This window comes from Streptomyces sp. NPDC045021, assembly GCF_056432645.1.
In genome coordinates, this window is the sequence record NZ_JBWKIQ010000007.1 from 441,742 (window position 1) to 461,361 (window position 19,620).

The following is a 19,620-nucleotide window of genomic DNA, read 5'->3' on the forward strand; positions in this document are numbered from 1 at the left end:
CACGGACGCGGTCGGCGAACTGCGCGCCCTGCTCTGAGCTTTACGGCCGGCCTTGGCCCGTCGCCTGAGCTTGTCGTGCAACGCGTGGCGCGCTGACCTCGCCCTGCGCCAACCGCGGCCGGTGGGCGAGGTCAGCGCGATGTCACTCCGCTGACTCGGTCGCAGGTTGGCTGGTACGGAAGGGACGGAAGGTAGGCCGCCCATTCATCCGGGTTCAGGCCGCGTCCGACCGCGGTGCAGACGCGGGTCGTGGCCGCGGCAGGATCAAGGGCCCATCGAATGATCCTGCCGTCCTGGCCGCCGGAGACGAGGGCGCCGTCGGCGGTGAAGGCCAGGCCGCGGACTGTGCTGGTGTGGCCGGTGAGGGTGACGAGGCGGTGGCCGGTGCCGACCTCCCATGTCACCACCGTGTGGTCGTCACCGGCCGAGGCGAGGGTGCGGCCGTCCGGGCTGAAGGCGAGGACCTGGATGGGCGCGCTGTGCCCGCTCAGTACCGCGATCTGACGGTGGGTCACCGTGTCCCACAGTTTGATCGTGCGGCTGTCGCCGGCGGTGGCGAGGGTCGTGCCGTCCGGGCTGACGGCCAGGTCCTGCACCACGCCCTGGTGGGTGTCGAACCGGTCTGCCTGGACGCCGGTCGCGAGGTCGATGACGTTGACGAATCCCCCGACGCTGGTGGTCAGCAGGCGGCGCCCGTCGGGGCTGAACGCCAAGGCCGTGGCCAGGCGCGCACTCTTGGGCGGCGCCGGAACCGGCGACGCCGGATGGCTCATGTCCCACAGATAGGGACCGAGGGTGGCCGCGGCGAGGTAGTGGCCGCCGGGGCCGAACGCCACGTCGGTCGACGCGCCGACCGCGGGGATCTGGATGGGCGGGCCCACGGGCCGCCGGGTTGTGGTGTCCCAGATCGTCAGGGTGCGATTGCGGGACACGGCGGCGAGCAGGTGACCGTCCGGGGTGAAGGCGACCGCCTGCACGTCGTTGGGCTGATTTCCCAGCACGCCGACCGATTTCCCGGCGCCGTCCCACAGTCGCACGAATCCGTCGCTGCCCGCCGAGGCGATCGTGCGTCCGTCCGGGCTGACCTCCACATCGTTGACCTGTGCGTCGAACCCGCTGAACGGCTTGTTGCGGAGGTCGTGCAGCACGATTCCGCCGTCCCAGCCGGCGGAGGCGAGGATCGACCCGTCGCCGCTCAGGGCCACCGCCATCGTCTCGACGCGGCCCCGGTCCCGGAAGGCCTGCGGGGGTTCGACACCCCGCAGGTCCCGCAGTGTGACGGTGCCGCTCTCGTCCGCCACCGCGATCTTGTCGTTGACGGGAGCGGAGATCACCCATCCGAACGAGCCGTGCAGGGGAAGTGAGGTGGCCGGAGCCGTCAGATCGCCGTCGAGCCAGAGATACACCCCGCGGTCGTCCGCCCCGGCCGCCAGGCGGTGCCCGGAGGGCTCGAACGCCACCGAGTCGACGTGATCGGCGCCGCGCAGGGTGGTACCCGCTCCGGTGGCCGTGTTCCAGACGATGGGACTTTCCTGCGCGGCCGCCGATACGAGGTACCGGCGGTCGGAACTGAACGCCAGGGACAGGACGGTGTGCTGGTGGCTCCGCAACGTTGCGGACGGCGCACCGGATGCGTGAGTGAGGTCGTACAGGGCGATGCCGCCGGTGTCGGTGCCGGCGGCGATCGTCGCGCCGTCGGAGCTGAAGGCCATGGCCGGGGCGGGGTGGTCGATGGTCAGCCGGCGCACCTGGCGGTGGGTGTGGGTGTCCCAGACGGTGACGGATCCGGCCGTCCCGTCGATCGCCAGGGCGGCGAGCCGGTTCCCGTCGCCGCTGAAGGCCACGGCCATCACACGTCCCGAGTGCCCGTCGAGCGTGGCGATCAGGGCGCCCCTGACCGGATCCCACAGGCCGACCGTCCCGTCGACGGCCGCGGAGGCCAGCAGCGAGTGATCCGGGCTGAAAGCCAGCGCGTAGACGGCCGGACCACCGGCGTTGAGGACGACCGGTCTGGGTGCCGCGGCGGCGCTGAGCAGGCCGCCGCTGGTCTCGGTGTCCGGGTGCAAGCGGTACGCCTCCACCGCCAGCCGGCCGGCCAGAGCCGGATCGGTGGCGAGCAGATTCCTGGCCCGCAGCGAGAGCTGATCGGCGAACGTGACCTGCTGCTGGCGGCGGGCGTCCGTGCGCTGGCTCATGGCGACGAACCCGCTGACCATGGCCAGTGTCATGAGCAGGGCCATGCCCATGACGAGGCGCTTGAGGAGGCGGGTGCGGCGCCGGGCGCTGTCGTGTTCCGCTTGTTCCGCGGCGTTGCCCGCCGTGAGGAAGGCATCCTCCAGCTCGTTCAGGTTCCCGGGATGCTCCTGGGCCCAGGCGCGGGCGGCCGACAGCCGGCCGCCGCGGTACAGCACCCCGGCGTCACGGTCCAACGACTGCCAGCCGTGGGCGGCCTCGGTGAGCCCGCGGTGGACGAGCAGGCTCGCCCGGTCGTCGGTGAGCCAGCGGTGCAGCCGGGGCCAGGCCCGGATCAGCGCCTCGTGGGCCACCTCCACCGTGCCGTCCCCCAGCACGACCAGCCGGGCCTCGGCCAGCCGGTCCAGTACCTCGGCGACCACCGGCGCATCCGCGACGCCGTCGAGTTCGGTGCGGCCGATGGGCCGCCGGGTGTCGTCGGTGCCGTCCCCCAGCGCGGTGAGCCGCAGGAAGATCTTGCGGGCGATCTGCTGCTGGTCCGGGCTGAGCCCGTCGTGAACCCGCTCGGCGGTCTGGGCGATCGCTCCACGCACACCGCCGCTGGCCTGATACCCCGCCAGGGTGAGGGAGTTCACCGATCGCCGCTGCCAGGTCTCCAGCAGTGCATGCGAGACGAGCGGCAACGCGCCAGGCTCCCCGGCGGCGTCGGCGAGCACGGTCGCCAGCAGGTCCGGTTCGACCCGTAGCCCGGCGTGAGTGGCGGGCCCGACGATGATCTCCCGCAGGTCGGTGGCCGATACCGGGCCGACCAGCAACTGCGCCTGCTCTCCCAGCGCCTCGGCCAGGCCGGGATGCTGGGTGAGGTGCGCCAGGAAGTCCGCGCGCACGCCGAGCACCACCGTGGTGCGGCGTCCGGGGCCGTGGGCCGCGTCCAGCAGCGCCTCGATGAACCGGCCGCGTTCGCCTTCGTCGGTGCACAGGGTGAAAACCTCTTCGAACTGGTCCACCACCAGCAGCGCCCGGCATTCCTCCGGATCGGAGGCCAGCGCGCCGCGGATCGCGAGGTCCAAAGCGGCCGGATCCCGCGACAGATCCTCGGACAACCGGTGCACATCGGCGCCGGACAACTTCGCGATCAGGTCGGACAATTCGTCGACCGGATGGGCGGTCGGGGTCATCAGCAGGATCCGCCAGCGTCCCGCCGCCTCGGGATCGGTGGCTATCGAACCGAGCACCCCGGCCCGCAACAGCGAGGACTTCCCGCTGCCGGACGCCCCGAAGAGCGCGACGAACGACAACTGCTCGACCCGGCTCACCAAGCGCCCGACCAGCTGCGAGCGGCCGAAGAACCGCGCCGCCTCCTCGGCCTGGAACGCCGTCAGCCCCTGATAGGGGCACTCCTCCCGCTCCCCCGCGCCTGCCTCGTCGACGTGTCCGGACTCCTTGGGACCGGCCGCACGCGCCTTCGCGGCCGCCGACCACCGCGCGCGCCACTCGTCACGGTCACCGCCGCACGCTTCGGCGTAGGCCAGGACCACCTCCAGAGAAGCGAGCCGCTCACCCCTGGCGGCATCCGCCAGCGTGCTCGCCGAGAAGTGCACCCGCTTGGCCAACAGGCGATATCCCGGGTTTCCGGCCCGCTGCCGCAGCTGCCGCAGCTGCCAGGCCAGCGCCTGAACCGCTCCGGCCTCCGGATCCACCGGTTTCTCCAGACGACCCACCACAACCCCCCGACGACCGTGAACGCGCACCGCGCCACGACCACTTCGACAAACCCCGACGAACCCCCTGGACATGCTAAAGCCCACGGATCATGCAGGGCCTCCCCCGCCCGAACGCGCCTGCTCCGTCCCGCGTCGTTTGTCCGGCGTTGTTTGTCCGACGCCCCCACACCTGTCGGACAAACCCCCGGCGAGCGAGGTTGTGGCACATACGGCAAGGGCGCAGCACGAAGGCCCGGCCCGGTCCGTCACACCTCACACGGGAGTGCACATGCTTCAACGCAACACACAAGGCCGCGCACAAGGCCGCACACGAGGGCGCGCCACCATGACGGGCCTGGTGCTGTTCAGCGCACTGGCCGCGGTCCTCTCGCCGGCCTCACCCGCCCTGGCCGACCCACCGGGCGGGGGGCTTCCCGGCACCGTCTTCATCGGTCGCTCCTGGTACGCGCAGGAGAACGGCAACTTCTGCGCCCCCGCCTCCGTCCAGATGGCGTTGCAGTCCCGGCTCGGCTACACGCCGCACAGCCAGACGACCTACGCCAATCACATGGGGACCGACGGCGACGGCACGGACAGCGCCCAGGAGGTGGCGACCGAACTCAACAATTCCGGCAACACCCGGTGGTACGAGTTCAAGAAGATCGACTGGAACCCGACGCAGGCACAGCGGAACCTCTTCAAGTACAACGTGATGTTCGACATCGACCGGGGCTACCCGATGGTGGTGAACCTGTGGATCCCGGCCGGCTACACCGGGGCGCCGCCGAACTACCCCAACCAGAACCGCACGATCTTCCACTACGTGACGGTCGTCGGGTACGCCAACAACGGGGACACGGTCTACGTCTACGACCCGGCCGCGGAAGGCGCCGGCGGGCCGAGCTGGGGCAACGTACCTCGGCAGTGGACCATGTCGACCTACGACCTGGAGACCCTCATCGGCGGTAAGGGCTACGCCGCCTGACGGTGCGCCGCCTCACCGTGCGCCGTCGGTGCGCCGCATGACGCCATGCCGGGTGCGCACAGGACACGACCTTCCGTTCGGGGGTGTGTCCCGGGCGGCACCGTGCCGCTGGCCCCTCGCAGCAGTCTCCAGAAGAGGAACGTCCATGAAACTGACACGACTTGCCGCCTGCGGCGCCACCGCGCTGGCCCTCGTGGCGGCGTGTGTCGGGACCGCGACCCCGGCCGCTGCCACGTCGGGCAGTTGCACCACCCGCTACGAGCCGAAGACCTATCCGTCCGGATACGTGGTCGACACCGTCTACTACTGCGACAGCTGGCAGAAGGCCCCGGTCTACGGCCGGACGCTCATCACTCAGCACAGCTGGATGTACGCCGGCAGCAATTGGTACACCTGCCAGCGCCAGGACATCGGGCATCAGAACCCGGTCACCTACAACGCCGACGGATCGGCGAACCGGAACGACTGGTGGCTCTTCACCCTCGCCGACGAGAGCGTCGACGGCGGCCCCGGCTACTGGGGTTATCTGCCGGCGACCTACGTCGTCCAGGGCGACAACTGGCAGCGGGTCCCCGGCGTGCCGAACTGTTGAACCGCCGGTCGGCACCGTCGTGAACCGCTCACCCCATCGCACCCATCACCCTGTGGTGCGCCGTTTTCCGAAGGGAAGCCATGAAACGTTTCTTGCGGCTGCTGCTGGCCCTGGCGTTGCCAACTGGAACGGCAAGGGGTCCTGGATCAACAACCAAACCCCTGGCACAAAGGCGGAGGTTCAGTACGAAAATCATCAGCCGATCTTCTGGGCCTCCAGCCGTTGGTACTCCGAGGACTGGAGCTTCGCCTGGTATGTCGTGCCGTGCGGCACCAACCACTGATTTCGCAGACAACCGTCAGAGAATCACACACCAGAGGATGTCACTCACCATGGCAATACGTCAGGTACTCACCAAGGCACTCACCGTCGGCGCAGTCGCCGCCATCTCGGTGATCGGCCTCACCGGCACGTCCACGGCAGCCGGCTCGGGCGACCACCTCAACCGGGGCCAGACCCTCAACGCGGGGGAATCCATCGAGCGGTACACCAGCACCGGGCACGTCTGGCTGGTCATGCAGAGCGACGGCAACCTGGTCGAGTACGGCAGCCACTTCGGTGCCTGCTGGGCGACCCACACCAACAACTCGGGCGGCACGTACGCCTCCTACCAGAACGACGGCAATCTCGTCGTCTACACCAGCGGCGGACGTGCCGTCTGGGCCAGCAACACCGTCGGCTCCGTCCAGGCAACGGGCTCGACCGTCGACATGAACGACGCTGGCCAGTTGTACATCGGTACCCGGAGGTTCAACGACGGCTGCAGGTGATCCCACCCCGCTGCCGCTGGGCCGTGTCCAGCGGCAGCGGGGGGAGAACGTGCGTGCCAGCCACCGCGGGCCAGGCGGGATCTGTCGCGGACTGCTCCGGTGTCGGACACAGCGCGTCGGAGCGGCTCAAGGCACCAGCCTGCGGTGGCCCTCAGGCGGAGAGCCGATCCGACCCGTTGCCCCTGGCGAGTGCTTCGTGCGCCGCGTCCATCGCCGCCTCTCGGTCGGAGGGAACCAGACCGGTGCGAGTACGACGATCCAGCAGGTCGGACGCGTCCAGTGCTCCTTCGTGGAGCACCGCCCAGACCAACTCGGCTGCTGTGACGGTGTGGCCGGGGGCAATGGGGGTGCGCAGCGCGGGGTCCGCGGCGCCCAGGGCGTGGACTGCCGGCGCCTCGATTCCGTAACGCTGGACCAGGCGGACGGGTGCGTCGAGCGTCGTCAGGGTTCGCGGCGGCGCGGCTCCGACCAGCGGAATGGATGCGGTACGGCACGGGCCGGCGGCGAGGCGACGTGTGGTGACGGCGGCGTCCACGGCGTCCTGGGCCATCCGCCGGTACGTGGTGAGTTTGCCGCCGACGATCGTCGTGACTCCCTGGGGCGAGGTCAGAACCGCGTGTCGGCGGGAGATGTCGGCGGTGCGATCCGGTCCGTGGGAACCCGTCTCCGTGGCAGCGATGTCGAGCAGCGGACGCAGGCCGGCGAACGCACCCACCACGTGCGTACGGTCGAGGGACACCTCGAGAGCTGACCCCAGGACGTCGAGCAGGAAGCCGATGTCCGTCTCGGGCACTTCCGGGAGATCCGGGACCGGTCCCTCGATGGGCTCGTCGGTCAGTCCGACGTAGACCCGTCCGTCGCCCTGCGGCAGCACGAGTGCGAAGCGGTTGCTCTCGCCGGGAATCGGGATGTGCATCCCGGCAGCCATCATGCCGAGGTCTTCGGATCTCAGCACCAGATGGGTTCCGCGGGACGGGCGCAGCCGTACTTCCTCGACGAGACCGCCTGCCCATACTCCGGTCGCGTTGATCACGGCGCGGGCCCGTATCTGCGATTCCTCACCCGTCAGTTCGTCACGCACCCTGGCTCCGGCGCCGGTGAGCTCCAGCGCACGGACACGGGTCAGGATCCTTGCGCCGCGGGTCGCGGCGGTGCGTGCGAGAGCGGTCACCAACCGGGCGTCGTCGCTCAGTTGGCCGTCCCAGGACAGGAGTCCGCCCCGCAGACCGGACTGGCGCAGGCCGGGGGCGAGATGCCGGGTCTCCACCGCGGACAGGCGGCGGGGGGCAGGCAGGGTGCGGCGGGAGGTGCCGGCCGATGCGCGGAGCAGGTCGCCCGCTGTGAATCCGGCCCAGGTCAGTGCGGCCTGCTGCCGTGTGACCAACGGGGTCAGCGGCAGAACGAAGGGCTGGGCATGGACCAGGTGCGGGGCGGTGCGCTGCATCAGCACCCCCCGCTCGACGGCGCTTTCGTAGGCCACGTCCAGTTGGCCGGAGGCGAGGTAGCGCAAGCCGCCGTGGATCAGCTTCGAGCTCCATCGAGATGTCCCGAAAGCGAGATCGTGGGCGTCGATCGCGGCCACCGACAGACCGCGGGACGCTGCGTCGAGGGCGACGCCGGCGCCGGTCGCACCGAGCCCGACGACCAGGACGTCGACTTTCATGCCGTCGGCGACCTCGGCCAGCTCCCGGGACCGGCGCCCGGCGTTCAGCGAGGAAGAGGATCGGGCCGGACGGGTCAGCGGGTGGGAGCTCATGGCGTGAGGGTCCTCTCCAGGATCGTCCGCAGTTCAAGGTCGAAAGCTGCCGCGGTCAGGTCGGGGTCGGTCTCGTCGGACATCGTGCGCAACGACAGCGTGAAGGCCTGGGCGATGAGCAGCAGGGAACGGGCCTGCCGGACCGGGTGGTCCGCACGGACGGATCCGTCGGCGTGTCCCTCTCGCAGAGCCGCGACGAGGAGCTCCAGCAGTGCGTCCTGACTGGCCCCCCGACGGTCGAGCACATAGGGGAGCAGCAGTTCGGGATCGACATCGATGATCTTGTGGAAGAGCGGATGGGCGCGGAACGCCCGCACGCCGGCCGTCAGGCCCTCGACCAGCCGCACGAGGGTGGGAGCCGAGGGATCGTGCCCGGGCAGGGCGTCCCGTGCGACGGCGACCCACTCGCGGGTCATCAGGTCTCCCACGAGTGTCCGTACGTCCGGCCACTTGCGGTACAGCGTCATACGCGAGACCCCGGCACGCCGGGCCACGTCGGTCAGGGTGGTCCGGCGAACGCCGACGGCCAGAACGCAATCGCGTGCCGCGTCGAGAACAGCGCTGCTGTCCGAGTGCTTGTGACGAATGGGCGTCATCTGTCACAGTGTAATACCAGCGGGGGGCGAGGAACACAGCGCCCGCGGATCCGATCGGTAAGGAAGCACTGATGGTGGACATGTTGTGGAGCGGCTGGGGCGACCCGGCCAAGGCGGCATCGCTGCCCGACTCAGCGCTCGGCCTGCTGCGAGACCTGCTCGGCGTCAAACCCCGGAGCGCCGAGCCGGCCGTGCTCGGCGACATCGTCGTCCCCGAGTCCGGCCTCGATGCCGAGACCCGCCGAGCCCTCGCCGAATGTCTCGGCGACCCGGTCCATCTGCGGACCGACGCGGAGACCCGGATCCGGCACACCCGCGGCAAGTCCACCCCCGACCTCCTGCGGATCCGCGCCGGCGAGGTCGACGACATACCGGATGCCGTGCTGCTGCCGGGATCCCATCAGGACGTCCTCGACGTTCTGCGGGTCTGCGCCGAGCACCGCGTGGCGGTGGTTCCTTTCGGTGGCGGCACATCGGTGGTCGGTGGACTTGCTCCGACCGGACCGGGTCCCTTCGTCGCGCTGGACCTGCGCCGGCTGGACAGCCTGGTGTCCGTCGACGAGATCTCCCGCACCGCGACCCTGCAGTCCGGGCTGCGTGCACCGCAGGCGGAGGCCCTGCTCGCCGCACAAGGCTTCACCCTGGGGCACTTCCCGCAGTCGTACGAGTGGGCGACCATCGGTGGATTCGCGGCGGCTCGCTCCAGCGGGCAGGCCTCGGCCGGCTACGGCCGTTTCGACGAGATGGTGCTCGGGCTGACGGTGGCCACTCCTGAAGGCACCCTGGAAGTGGGCCGTGCGCCGCGGTCCGCCGCCGGCCCGGATCTTCGTCAGCTGATCCTGGGTTCCGAGGGCGCGTTCGGTGTCATCACCTCGGTGACCGTACGCATCCGACCGCTCCCGGCGGCCAAGCTCTACGAGGGCTGGAGATTCGCCACCTTCGAGGCCGGGGCGACCGCACTGCGCCGACTCGCCCAGGACGGCCCGCTGCCCACCGTACTGCGCCTGTCGGACGAGACGGAGACGCTGGTCGGACTGGCTCAGCCGGACAGCATCGGCGGACAGTCGGCGGATCCCCAACCGGCCGGAGTCATGGCCATCGCCGGGTACGAGGGCACCGCCGAGGACACCGAGAACCGGCGGGCCCGGGCAACCGCCGTCCTGCGTTCCTGCGGAGGGGAGCTCGTGGATGCGGCAGGTGAGAAGTGGGCCCATGGCCGTTACAACGCGCCCTATCTCCGCGACGCGCTGCTCGACGCGGGTGCGTTCGCCGAGACCCTGGAGACCGCGGCCTTCTGGTCCCGCATCCCGGCACTCTACGAAGCCGTACGCAATGCGCTCACCGGCACCCTGACCGAGGCGGGAACCCCGCCCCTGGTCATGTGCCACATCTCCCACGTCTACGAGACCGGCGCATCCCTCTACTTCACCGTCGTCTCGGCTCAGGGGGAGGATCCGGTCGCCCACTGGGCACCCGCCAAGCGTGCCGCCAACGACGCCATCCTCGCCGCCGGCGGCACCATCACCCATCACCACGGCGTGGGGACCGATCATCGCGACTGGTACGCCCAGGAGATCGGCCCGCTCGGGGTCGACATCCTGCAAGCCGTCAAGGCGGCCCTCGACCCCGCGGGAATCCTCAACCCCGGCATCCTGCTTCCCATCCGCTGACTGGTCACCCATGCCTTTCGGAGGCACCTTCATGCGACAGTTCACAGCGGTCGTCAATCCCTCGGCCGGGGGCGCCACCGGAACAGCAGCGCTCCTCCCGCTGGCCCGCCTGCTCCGGCAAGCGGGAGCACAGCTCGACACGCAGTACAGCCACAGCTTGGAACACGCCCGGGAAATCGCGCTGAAGGCAGCCGAGCAGGGGCACATCGTCCTCGCCGTCGGCGGCGACGGAATAGTGGGCTGCATCGGCGGCGCCCTCAGCGGCACCGGCGCCGTCCTCGGAATCGTCCCGGCAGGCCGCGGAAACGACTTCGCCCGCGCCCTCAGCCTTCCTGACGAGCCCTCGGCTCTGGCCAAACTGCTCCTGAAGGGCACACCGCGACGGATCGACACCATCGAGGTCGAGTCGGCGGCCCACACCAGAACCGTCGTCCTGGGCAGCGTCTACGCCGGCGTCGACGCGGTGGCCAACCGTCACGCCAACACCTCACGCCTGCTGCGAGGTTCCGCCTCCTACTACGCGGGCGGCCTGCGCGCGGTGGCCACCTGGTGGGCTGCCGACTTCAGCATCACCGTGGACGGCGTCTCGCGCGAGCGACGCGGCTACACGGTCGTGGCGGCCAACTCCGCCTACTACGGTTTCGGCCGCCTCATCGCCCCGGACGCGCGCCTCGACGACGGGCTGCTGGACGTCGTCATCATCCGCGACGCGCCCAAGCGCTTGTTCTTCACCATCATGAACGAACTGAAGACCGGCGCGCACATCAACCGCCCCGAGATAGAAGTCCTCCGTGGCAGGGAAGTTCACATCGAGGCGGACCGCGAGATCCCCTACGGGGCGGACGGCGAGGTCGACAACGTCCTCCCCATGACGGCGAGGGTGCAGCCCGGAGCGCTTCGCGTCCTGTGCTGACGAGTCGACCACTCCAGCGGGGAGTTCAACGATGAGCCGCGATGTCGCCGGCTTCCGCCGGTGCGACACCGTGTAGTACCTCGAAGTACTTGACGGCCTCGTCGGGTCGCTGCATCGGACAGCGGTCCCCGGGACGACGCAACGTGTGGTGCGCTCGCACCGATGTGTGCGGCCGGCCGGTACGGCCTCGGCCGCACACATCGGCGATCAAGACCGCGACAGCGATCGCCCGGTCCCGATCAGCCCAGCGCGGCCGGCCCGACCGAAACGGCGACTGATCCGCATCAGGATTGGTTGGGGCGGTAACGCCTGGATGGCACCCGTCATGCTAACCGACTGACCAGCAGACATAACGCAGCGTCAAATATCTGCCGGAGCACGCGGGTTACCTTTGGATTGGCGACCGCGAGGGCGAGTTGGCGGCCTGAAAGGGTTGACGCCGAAAGCTGGTCTAGTCCAATGTTGTGCCCAGGGTCCGTGCGCGTGTTCATCCTCCTGAGGGGTGCAGTCCGCCGCCCTCCGACCGCCATGGGCTCCACGAAGGTCGTGACCAACGCGTCCGCAGCGAGCTGCCCGCCGGCAGTCAACCCTGGATTCGCTGTGCTCTCGATCCGCCCCGCCGCCGAAGTCCCGAGCTTGGAAGGACCGCATGACGGAGTCCGACCGATACCTCCACCCGTCCTGCAAAGCATCGCCCGCGATTGCCCCGAGAATGCCGTCCGGGCGGCCAGGTGCAGCGCTGACCAGACCGGGGCGGCCCCCGCTCAGCGCAGCTCTGCACGCCGCCCTCGCAACCGAGCCCGAGGACCGGATCATCTACGACCTCGCCGGGATCGGCGAACGGTACCGGTCCCTGATCGAGGAACTGCCCGGCGTCGACATCCGGTTCGCCATGAAGGCGTGCCCCGTCGACGAGGTGTTGACCCACCTGGCGGCGCAGGGCGCGGGCTTCGACGCGGCGAGCCCCAACGAGATCGCCCAGGCGGTCAGGACCGGCGTGCCGGCCAGTCGGATCCACTACGGCAACACCGTCAAGTCCGACCGGAACATCGCCGAGGCGTACCGGCTGGGTGTCAGGGACTTCGCCACGGACAGTCTGGAGGACGTCGCCGCGATCGCCACCCACGCTCCCGGCGCCCGGGTGTTCTGCCGGCTGGCCACCAGCGGGGAGGGCGCGCTCTGGGGGCTCAGCCGGAAGTTCGGTTGCTCAGCTGCCGACGCGGTGCTCGTCCTGGAGGCCGCGCGGGCGGCGGGCCTGTCACCGGCCGGCCTGTCGGTGCACGTCGGCTCGCAGCAGATGACGTCCGACGCCTGGCGGGAGGCCTTCGAACGCATCGGTGACCTGCTGGCGAACCTGCGGCAGAGCGGGATCCAGCTGGACCACGTCAACCTCGGCGGCGGCCTGCCCGCCCTCGGCTATCTGGACCGGCGGGGCAACCCGCTCGACCCGCCGCTGGACAAGATGTTCGTGGTGATCCGGGAGGGCATGCAGCGACTGCGGGAGATCTGCGGCTCCGAGCTGGACTTCGTCATGGAGCCGGGCCGCTACCTGGTCGCCGACCAGGGCGCGATCAAGGCGCATGTCCTGCGCCTGTCGTCCCGCCGGCAGCTCAACGGCGAGCGCGAGTACTGGCTCTACCTGAGCTGCGGGAAGTTCAACGGGCTCTACGAGATGGACGAGCTGCAGTACCGGCTGGTCTTTCCGTCCCACCCGGAAGGGGAGTACGTTCCGGCCGTCGTCGCGGGCCCCAGCTGTGACAGCGACGACGCCTACGCCCAGGAACACAGTCGCGTCCAGGTGCCCAGGGCGGTCGCCTCCGGAGATCCGGTGTGGATCCTCTCCAGCGGCGCCTACGCGACCAGTTACATGACCCAGGGGTTCAACGGCTTCGATCCGCTTCCGTGCGGTTGGACGGCCGGCGAACCGACAGGTCCGCGGTGACGGACGGCGAAGCGAGTCAGCCTGCTTGATCCCCGCGTGCGCGCTCCCGCTGTTCGCAGCCACCGGCGCGAAGCGCGCGTGCCCCTACACCCACCTGACCCACCCCGGTTTCTGGAGTTCATACATGCCCGCCCCCGATCAGTATCTTCACCGAGCCGCCTCCCGCCGCCCGTATTTCAGTGCGGACGGTGAGACGTACCTCGCGCCGACCCCGCTCAGGGACCTCCGCAAGGAGCAGCCCCTGCGCGTGCTCTCCGAGGCGGACTTCGCCTTCTGGCGGACCTACGGCTATGTCGTGGTCAAGGAGGCGATCCCCGCCGAGTCCGCCGGGCGCCTGCTGGATTTCGCCTGGGACTTCCAGGGCCTCGACCCGCACCGTCCGGACACCTGGTACGAGCAGCGGCCCTACCGTGACGAGCTGGACCGCCATCTGCACGTCTACGGCTTCGTCGAGGCGTACCACCACCAGCTGATCTGGGACAGCCGGCAGACCCAGCGCGTCTACGACGCCTTCGTCGACGTCTGGGACTGCGAGGAGCTCTGGGTCACCCTCGACCGTCTCAACCTCAACCCGCCCAACATCAAGAACCGCGACCGCGCCCTCATCGAACCCACCGACACGGGCTTCGACATCGAACTCCACTGGGACATCGACAGCACGCTCGGCGTCATACCGCAGCGGGTCCAGGGCATCATCGCGCTCACCGACACCCGGCCCGACCACGGCGGCTTCCAGTGCAACCCCGAGCTGTTCCGTCGGTTCGACGAGTGGAAGCTCGGCCAGCCGGCCGACCGCGATCCGATCCGGCCAGCCGTCGACCGGGACCAATTCCCGGTGGTCCGACCGGAGTTGTCAGCCGGCGACCTGCTGATCTGGAACGGCGCCCTGGCCCACGGCGTCGCTCGCAACACCTCCGAAAGCGGCGTCCGGGCGGTCCAGTACCTCTCGATGATGCCCGCCCTGGAGGAGAGCGAGCAGATACGCCGCTCCCGGATCAGTTCCTGGGACACCCTCTCCACTCCGGACTGGAACGGAACCCTGGTCGGCGACGCCGTCACGCACGAGTCGCTCCGGTACAAGACCGCCGAACTCAACGAGCTCGGCGAGAAGCTGCTGGGTCTCACCTCCTGGCACGGAGCGGAGTCCGCACAGTGAGTCGTGGTACCGACCTGCGCAGGATCTGCCTGACCCTTCCCACCAACCGGGCCTGCACCGCGACCATCGCCGACATCGGCGAGGAGGCTGCCTACGCTGCCGGGCAGTTCGGCGTCGAGGTCCATCTGCTGATCCTCGACTCCTCCGATGTATCGACCTTCGCCGATCATGCCAAGGCCGTCGACGAGCTCCCCACTGTGCCGAACGTGATCGTGCACCACCTCGACGAGGAGCGGCAGCGTGACTTCCTGCGGGAGGTGATCGGACGCACCGGCCACGCCGAACCCGAGCTGCTGCTCGACCTGATGCTGCCGGACGCCGTCTCCTACGGAGCCTGCACCAACCGGGCCTTCCTGCTCGCCGCCGCACTCGGCTGCGAGTCGATCCACCGCCGGGACTCGGACAGCGGCTACCAGACCCTGGACGGCAAGCCGGTCTTCCCGATCCACCATGAGCTGCTGTCACTCGGGAAGCCGGGGGCCGACGCCGGCGACGGCGTCACCGAGAACGCACTGGACCCGGTGCACGGCCGGAAACCGGTGTCCATGGTCGGCGGCTCCTTCGTGGGTGAACTGTCGGTCGACGTCAGCGAGATCAAGGAAACCGACCCCGGGATCTACCACGACGTGGTCAGCCTGTGGGCCCCGCCCGAGTGGCCGCAGGAGGAAATTCAGGGCCTGGTCCAGGAGTCGTTCATCGGCGCCGGCACCGAGCCGTTCAGCGTCGACCGGTCGGTCCTGGACGTCCCGGACATCTGGCGGTTGGACATGTGCAACATCGGCTTCGACCGTGAGCTGTACGAGCGCGTCCCGCTGCCGCCCGCGACCGACACCATCGGCAGCGACTACTTCCTCCTGCACGTCGTCCGCCACGCCCCGCTGCCCGCGGTCGTGCACAACCGCCACATCGTCAACTTCTACACCGCGGAGCGGCGGACCGGCAGCGGATTCATCGCCTACCAGGTGCGGTTCGTGAAGTTCCTGCTGTCGATGCTCTACCTCCATCCCGTCTACTTCGACCTGGAGGAAGCCGGTCCGGCACTGCTCGACCCGCAGCACCAGGTCCGCGCCGCCACGATCGCCGAATTCGTCCGACGCTCCGCCGGTGCGGACCGCACGGAGAACATCCGGCGGCTGGATGTCATCGACCGCTGCTACCGGCAACTCGGCGGCAAGTACGCCGAGTTCGCCGACCATCTGATGCCGCTGCGGCAGGAGCTGCTCGACCGGGCCCAGGTCGACATCGAGCACTTCGCGCTGTTGATCGACGCGTGGCGTCCACTGGTGGCGGCGAGCAGGGCCATCGGTCGATCCATCGAAAGGGCATGAACAGTGGCCGACGACACCATCCGCCTCCGCCGATTGGCAGACACCGACTGGGACGAGGTCGTGGCGCTGGAAGCGCGCGCCTACGCCGAGAGCGGCCTGTCCGAAGGACCGGAGGTGCTGCGGTCCAGGGGCCGCGTATCACCGACCACCTGCTTCGTACTGGAGCACGACGGGCGATTCGGGGGCTATCTGCTGGCCCTGCCCTACCCGCCGGGCCAGTGCCCGGACCTCACGCAGGCAGAGGCATCGGACCACGAGTCGGCAAATCTGCACGCACACGACTTCGTGATCACCGAGGCACTGCGCGCCAGGGGGCTGTCGCCGCTATTCGTGCGGCAGATCGAGCAGGAGGCGCGGTCGCAGGGATTCGATCGGATCTCCATGGTGGCCGTCCAGCGCAGCCATGTCCTCTGGCGTCGCCTCGGCTACGCCGCCCACGCAGAGGTCGGCCTCCCCGAGAGCTACGGCACGGAGGCCGTCTACATGTCCAAGGCGCTGTAGAGCGCGCCCCGGGCCGGGACAGCAGTACCCAGCGGATCCACCGCGCGGATCACCATCGTCGGACGAAGTAGGCTGATTCACACATGTTTCGCATTCATGACCCGTTCCGCAGAGCGCAGTTGGCCATCGCGGCGCTGTTCCTCTTTCTCGGGTTCCAGTACGCCACCTGGGTCTCGCGGCTGCCCACGCTGAAGACGCATCTCGACCTGAGCCCGGCGCAGGTCGGCCTGCTGCTGATGGCGGGCGGTGCGGGGGCGGTGATCTCGTTCCCGCTGGTTCCGCCGGCGATGAAGCGACTGGGCTCCCGGCTGGTGTCGCTGCTGTCCGCCCTCGTCCTGGGCCTGATCCTGCTGGTCCTGGCGGTGACGCCGAACTACCCGGTCACCCTGCTGGTCATCTGCCTCGACGGCGTGGCGGTGGGCTTCCTCAACGTCGCGATGAACGCGCAGGGGGCCGCGCTCGAAGTCGAGTACGGACGGACCGTGATGGCCAGGTTCCATGCCACGTTCAGCGCGGGCTCGCTCTCCGCAGCGCTGCTCGCCGTCGGCGTGAACCTGTTCACCTCGTCATTGGCGGTGCACTTCACGGCGGCCGCCCTGCTGTTGCTGCTCGCGGTGGGCCTGACGCAGTCCGGGTTGCTGCCGCAGGACGGGCGGCCGGACTCCGCGCCGGACGCCACGCCGGAGAAGGAGGCGGACTCCGCGTCGGAACAAGCGGAGCAGCCGAAGCGCCGACTGGTCCTGCCGACCCGGGTGACCATCTGGATGGGCCTCGCCATGGTGTTCGGCACCGTGACCGAGGGTGCGATGAACGACTGGTCCTCCCTCTACTTGAAGGACATCGCCAAAGCGGGGCCGGAGGTGACACCACTGGGGATCGCCGTGGTATCCGGAATGATGGTGCTCGCCCGGATCTTCGCCGACGGCTGGCGCGCCCACTGGGGCGACGGACGGATCGTCGTGGCCGGGAGCGCGCTTGCGGGGGCCGGCCTGGCGCTCGCCCTGCTGGCCGGCGGTGTGTTGCCCGCGCTGCTGGGGTTCGCCTGCGTGGGCCTGGGCGTCGCGGCCGTCACGCCGTGCGTCTACGTTGCCGCGGCCCGGCAGGGGCCGGACGCATTGGCCCTGGTCGCCGCGATGGGGACGATCGGCCTGCTGGCCGGCCCGCCCGTGATCGGCTTCATCGCAAGCGGCAGCACTCTGACGTGGGGCATGGGCGCCATCGCCGTCTCGGCGGCGCTGGTCTCCCTGTGCGCCACCCGGATCCGCTGGCCCGCCTTGGTCCCCGCCTGACCGACCCGCACCGCACTCCCCCTCCGACCTCCTGAGCAGATGAGGTCCGCAGTGCGTACTCCTTGGCATGCCCTTCGCCGCAGTTTCTTCCCTCGGTGTTTCCGCGCGACGTACTGCCGTCGGCCCTGTCCGGTCGGTACGGGCGCGGCTTCGCGATGAGAGGACAACGCGAGGCAGAAAGCTGGGGCGCGTCATCGTATTGCTGTGTATTGCTGTGGGGGTCTTGCTCGGTGGGGCCGGTTCTGCCGTCTCGCACGCGGTGCTCCGTGAGAGCGACCCGGCGGACGGTGCCATCCTCAAGAGAGCACCGGCGGTGGTCACCCTCACCTTCACCGAGGGAGTCACGGTCTCCGATGACTCCCTCCGGGTTCTCGACCCCGCCGGTCGGCGCGTCAACCAGGGGCAGCCCACGCATGCCGCAGGGAACTCCGGCACCGTGCAGACCACGCTCCGCGCGAGCGTGCCCACAGGCACCTTTACGGTCGCATGGCGGGTCGTGTCCGCCGACAGCCACCCGATCTCCGGCGCCTTCACCTTCTCGATCGGCGAGCCTTCGGCGACGACTGCGATCGTGCCCCGGTCGCCGGCCGGCGACACGGCCGCGGGCCGCCTCTACGACCTCGGCAGATACGTTGCCTACACAGGATTCTCGCTGCTCGTCGGTGCAACGGCCTTCGTGCTGATGTGTTGGCCGGCCGGCGCGGGGCGGCGTCCACTGCGAAGGCTGGCGGTCGCCGGCTGGTGCGTCCTGTTGCTCTCCACGCTGGCCTTGCTCATCCTTCGGGGCCCCTACGAAACCGGCAGCGGTCCTGGCTCGGGCTTCGATCTCGCCACGGTGCGTCGAACCCTGGGCACCAGGCCCGGCGCGGCACTGGGTGGGCGAATCGTCCTTCTTGCCGTAGCGGGCATCTTCCTCGTCCTGGCTGCGAGGATGCTGAGCCGCACGCCGGTTCGGGACACGCTCGGGAAGGAAGTGGCCGCGGCCGGTTGGTGGCCGGAGCGGGCAGGGCACAGAGCTCTGGTCGTGACGGGCGTCCCGCTGGCACTGGCGCTCGCGTTGACCTGGGCGGCAGCGGAACACGCATCGGTGGGCATTCAAGTGCCGCTGGCGATCCCGGTCGCGATGGTCCACCTCCTGGCCATGGCCCTGTGGATGGGGGGCCTGGCCGCATTGTTCATCGCCCTCCGGGGCTCGTCCCAGGACTCTCAGGTACCGGTCGCCGCCATTTCCCGGTTCTCACGGATCGCGTTCGCCTCGGTCGTGGCCCTCGTAGGCACCGGCATCTACCAGTCCTGGCGTCAGCTCGGCTCCTTGGATGCCCTCATCGGTACCTCCTACGGACGTTGGTTGACGCTCAAGACCCTGGTCGTTCTCGCGCTGCTGGCCGCCGCTTCCTACTCACGGAAGTGGACAGGCGAGCTGATCCGCGATTCCGGTGAACCGCCTGTCCTGGTGGAAAGAGCATCCGCCCATGTGCGCGCGCTTGTCGGTGCGTCACGTGAGGCGGCCGGCAACCGCTCGCTCCCGGCACCGAACGACAGTCCTCCAGTCGTCAACTCCGGCCCGGAGCCGTCAACGTCGGTTGCCGCTCTCAGCCTTCGTCGCCGACTGCTCCGCACGGTCCGAACGGAAGTTGCCATGGGCGTTGCGGTACTGGCGATCTCTACTGCTCTCACCGGAACGCAACCCGGCCGAGCAACCATCGAGCAGTCCGACGAAGCCGCCTCAACAACCGTCCCCAGCATTGCCACCGTCCTGGTCCCCTTCGACATGGGCACCCATGGCGGGCGCGGACAGGTACAGGTGACCCTTGAGCCCGCGCGCGTAGGCGACAACACGCTGCAGGCGGTCGTTTTCGCCGGGGACGGCGGCATCGCTACCGTCCCGGAACTGCGTATCACCTTCACGCTGCTCAACCAGAGCATCGGCCCGCTGGATTCGAAGCTCGTCAACCGTGGGGGGTACTGGGGCACCGAGAGCGTCAAGATCCCCATGGCGGGCAGTTGGACGATGAATGTCACCGTACGAACCTCGGCGATCGATCAGATCACCACGACACATACCGTGAACATCGCGCCGGACCGATTTCCGCAGGGCATCTCGACGGGCGGGTGACGGAGTTCCGCTACCCCCATTACCGTTTTGGTTGCCCCGCAATGGGGCGCCCGGCCTCCGGAGTTGGCATGACTTTCTCCCCCTGTCGAACGCATGGCCTGGGGGGTGGT

15 protein-coding genes are annotated in these 19,620 nt (G+C 69.4%); 12 read left to right on the top strand and 3 right to left on the bottom strand.

Features of this window, described 5'->3' with window-relative positions; translation table 11 throughout:
* Window positions 1-131 precede the first annotated feature (131 nt).
* Window positions 132-3,893, bottom strand: a complete 3,762-nt coding sequence (locus AC07DC_RS23510; RefSeq protein ID WP_478916392.1) for an nSTAND1 domain-containing NTPase — start codon at window positions 3,891-3,893, stop codon at window positions 132-134.
* A 349-nt stretch (window positions 3,894-4,242) separates the two neighbouring features.
* On the opposite strand from AC07DC_RS23510, the gene AC07DC_RS23515 reads away from it, so the two are divergent.
* The 4 genes from AC07DC_RS23515 (at window position 4,243) to AC07DC_RS23530 (ending at window position 6,243) form a co-directional block, all read left to right on the top strand.
* Entirely contained in the window at window positions 4,243-4,881 is a 639-nt protein-coding gene (locus tag AC07DC_RS23515) for a C39 family peptidase (RefSeq protein WP_478916393.1), read from the top strand.
* A 145-nt stretch (window positions 4,882-5,026) separates the two neighbouring features.
* Entirely contained in the window at window positions 5,027-5,473 is a 447-nt protein-coding gene (locus tag AC07DC_RS23520; RefSeq protein WP_478916394.1) for a hypothetical protein, read from the top strand.
* A gap of 19 nt (window positions 5,474-5,492) precedes the next feature.
* Window positions 5,493-5,756, top strand: a complete 264-nt coding sequence (locus tag AC07DC_RS23525) for a hypothetical protein (protein ID WP_478916395.1) — start codon at window positions 5,493-5,495, stop codon at window positions 5,754-5,756.
* A gap of 49 nt (window positions 5,757-5,805) precedes the next feature.
* The gene (locus AC07DC_RS23530; RefSeq protein ID WP_478916396.1) at window positions 5,806-6,243 is read left to right on the top strand and encodes a hypothetical protein; all 438 of its coding nucleotides are present in this window, start codon (window positions 5,806-5,808) and stop codon (window positions 6,241-6,243) included.
* 151 nt (window positions 6,244-6,394) lie between these two features.
* Here the strand turns inward: AC07DC_RS23530 and AC07DC_RS23535 are convergent, their stop codons facing one another.
* Both AC07DC_RS23535 and AC07DC_RS23540 read right to left on the bottom strand, forming a co-directional pair.
* Window positions 6,395-7,999, bottom strand: a complete 1,605-nt coding sequence (locus AC07DC_RS23535) for a glycerol-3-phosphate dehydrogenase/oxidase (protein ID WP_478916397.1) — start codon at window positions 7,997-7,999, stop codon at window positions 6,395-6,397.
* Window positions 7,996-8,595, bottom strand: a complete 600-nt coding sequence (locus AC07DC_RS23540; protein WP_478916398.1) for a TetR/AcrR family transcriptional regulator — start codon at window positions 8,593-8,595, stop codon at window positions 7,996-7,998. The genes AC07DC_RS23535 and AC07DC_RS23540 overlap by 4 nt, the downstream gene beginning before the upstream one ends.
* Before the next feature lie 74 nt (window positions 8,596-8,669).
* Between AC07DC_RS23540 and AC07DC_RS23545 the strand changes: the two genes are divergently transcribed.
* The 8 genes from AC07DC_RS23545 (at window position 8,670) to AC07DC_RS23580 (ending at window position 19,510) form a co-directional block, all read left to right on the top strand.
* Window positions 8,670-10,265, top strand: a complete 1,596-nt coding sequence (locus AC07DC_RS23545; protein ID WP_478916431.1) for an FAD-binding oxidoreductase — start codon at window positions 8,670-8,672, stop codon at window positions 10,263-10,265.
* Between the two features lie 31 nt (window positions 10,266-10,296).
* Window positions 10,297-11,178 (top strand): diacylglycerol/lipid kinase family protein, encoded by an 882-nt coding sequence (locus AC07DC_RS23550; protein ID WP_478916399.1) that lies wholly within the window; start codon window positions 10,297-10,299, stop codon window positions 11,176-11,178.
* A gap of 712 nt (window positions 11,179-11,890) precedes the next feature.
* Window positions 11,891-13,120 carry a type III PLP-dependent enzyme gene (locus tag AC07DC_RS23555; protein ID WP_478916432.1) on the top strand — a complete coding sequence of 410 codons (1,230 nt, stop codon included), beginning with the start codon at window positions 11,891-11,893 and terminating at the stop codon, window positions 13,118-13,120.
* Window positions 13,121-13,244: 124 nt separating this feature from the next.
* Window positions 13,245-14,276 carry a phytanoyl-CoA dioxygenase family protein gene (locus AC07DC_RS23560; protein WP_478916400.1) on the top strand — a complete coding sequence of 344 codons (1,032 nt, stop codon included), beginning with the start codon at window positions 13,245-13,247 and terminating at the stop codon, window positions 14,274-14,276.
* Between the two features lie 14 nt (window positions 14,277-14,290).
* On the top strand, window positions 14,291-15,604 hold the full coding sequence (locus AC07DC_RS23565; protein ID WP_478916433.1) for a DUF6271 family protein: 1,314 nt from the start codon (window positions 14,291-14,293) through the stop codon (window positions 15,602-15,604).
* A gap of 3 nt (window positions 15,605-15,607) precedes the next feature.
* A complete protein-coding gene (locus tag AC07DC_RS23570; protein WP_478916401.1) occupies window positions 15,608-16,105 on the top strand; it encodes a GNAT family N-acetyltransferase in 498 nt (165 codons plus the stop codon).
* Between the two features lie 83 nt (window positions 16,106-16,188).
* Entirely contained in the window at window positions 16,189-17,394 is a 1,206-nt protein-coding gene (locus AC07DC_RS23575; protein WP_478916402.1) for an MFS transporter, read from the top strand.
* Between the two features lie 214 nt (window positions 17,395-17,608).
* Complete coding sequence (locus tag AC07DC_RS23580; RefSeq protein WP_478916434.1) at window positions 17,609-19,510, top strand: copper resistance CopC/CopD family protein; 1,902 nt, start codon at window positions 17,609-17,611, stop codon at window positions 19,508-19,510.
* Window positions 19,511-19,620 lie beyond the last annotated feature (110 nt).

Bases quoted from the DNA above. Each gene is read 5' to 3' on its own strand.
- AC07DC_RS23530 (WP_478916396.1), top strand. From the start codon at position 5,806: ATGGCAATACGTCAGGTACTCACCAAGGCACTCACCGTCGGCGCAGTC.
- AC07DC_RS23575 (WP_478916402.1), top strand. From the start codon at position 16,189: ATGTTTCGCATTCATGACCCGTTCCGCAGAGCGCAGTTGGCCATCGCG.
- AC07DC_RS23540 (WP_478916398.1), bottom strand. From the start codon at position 8,595: ATGACGCCCATTCGTCACAAGCACTCGGACAGCAGCGCTGTTCTCGAC.
- AC07DC_RS23515 (WP_478916393.1), top strand. From the start codon at position 4,243: ATGACGGGCCTGGTGCTGTTCAGCGCACTGGCCGCGGTCCTCTCGCCG.
- AC07DC_RS23535 (WP_478916397.1), bottom strand. From the start codon at position 7,999: ATGAGCTCCCACCCGCTGACCCGTCCGGCCCGATCCTCTTCCTCGCTG.
- AC07DC_RS23560 (WP_478916400.1), top strand. From the start codon at position 13,245: ATGCCCGCCCCCGATCAGTATCTTCACCGAGCCGCCTCCCGCCGCCCG.
- AC07DC_RS23520 (WP_478916394.1), top strand. From the start codon at position 5,027: ATGAAACTGACACGACTTGCCGCCTGCGGCGCCACCGCGCTGGCCCTC.
- AC07DC_RS23555 (WP_478916432.1), top strand. From the start codon at position 11,891: ATGCCGTCCGGGCGGCCAGGTGCAGCGCTGACCAGACCGGGGCGGCCC.
- AC07DC_RS23550 (WP_478916399.1), top strand. From the start codon at position 10,297: ATGCGACAGTTCACAGCGGTCGTCAATCCCTCGGCCGGGGGCGCCACC.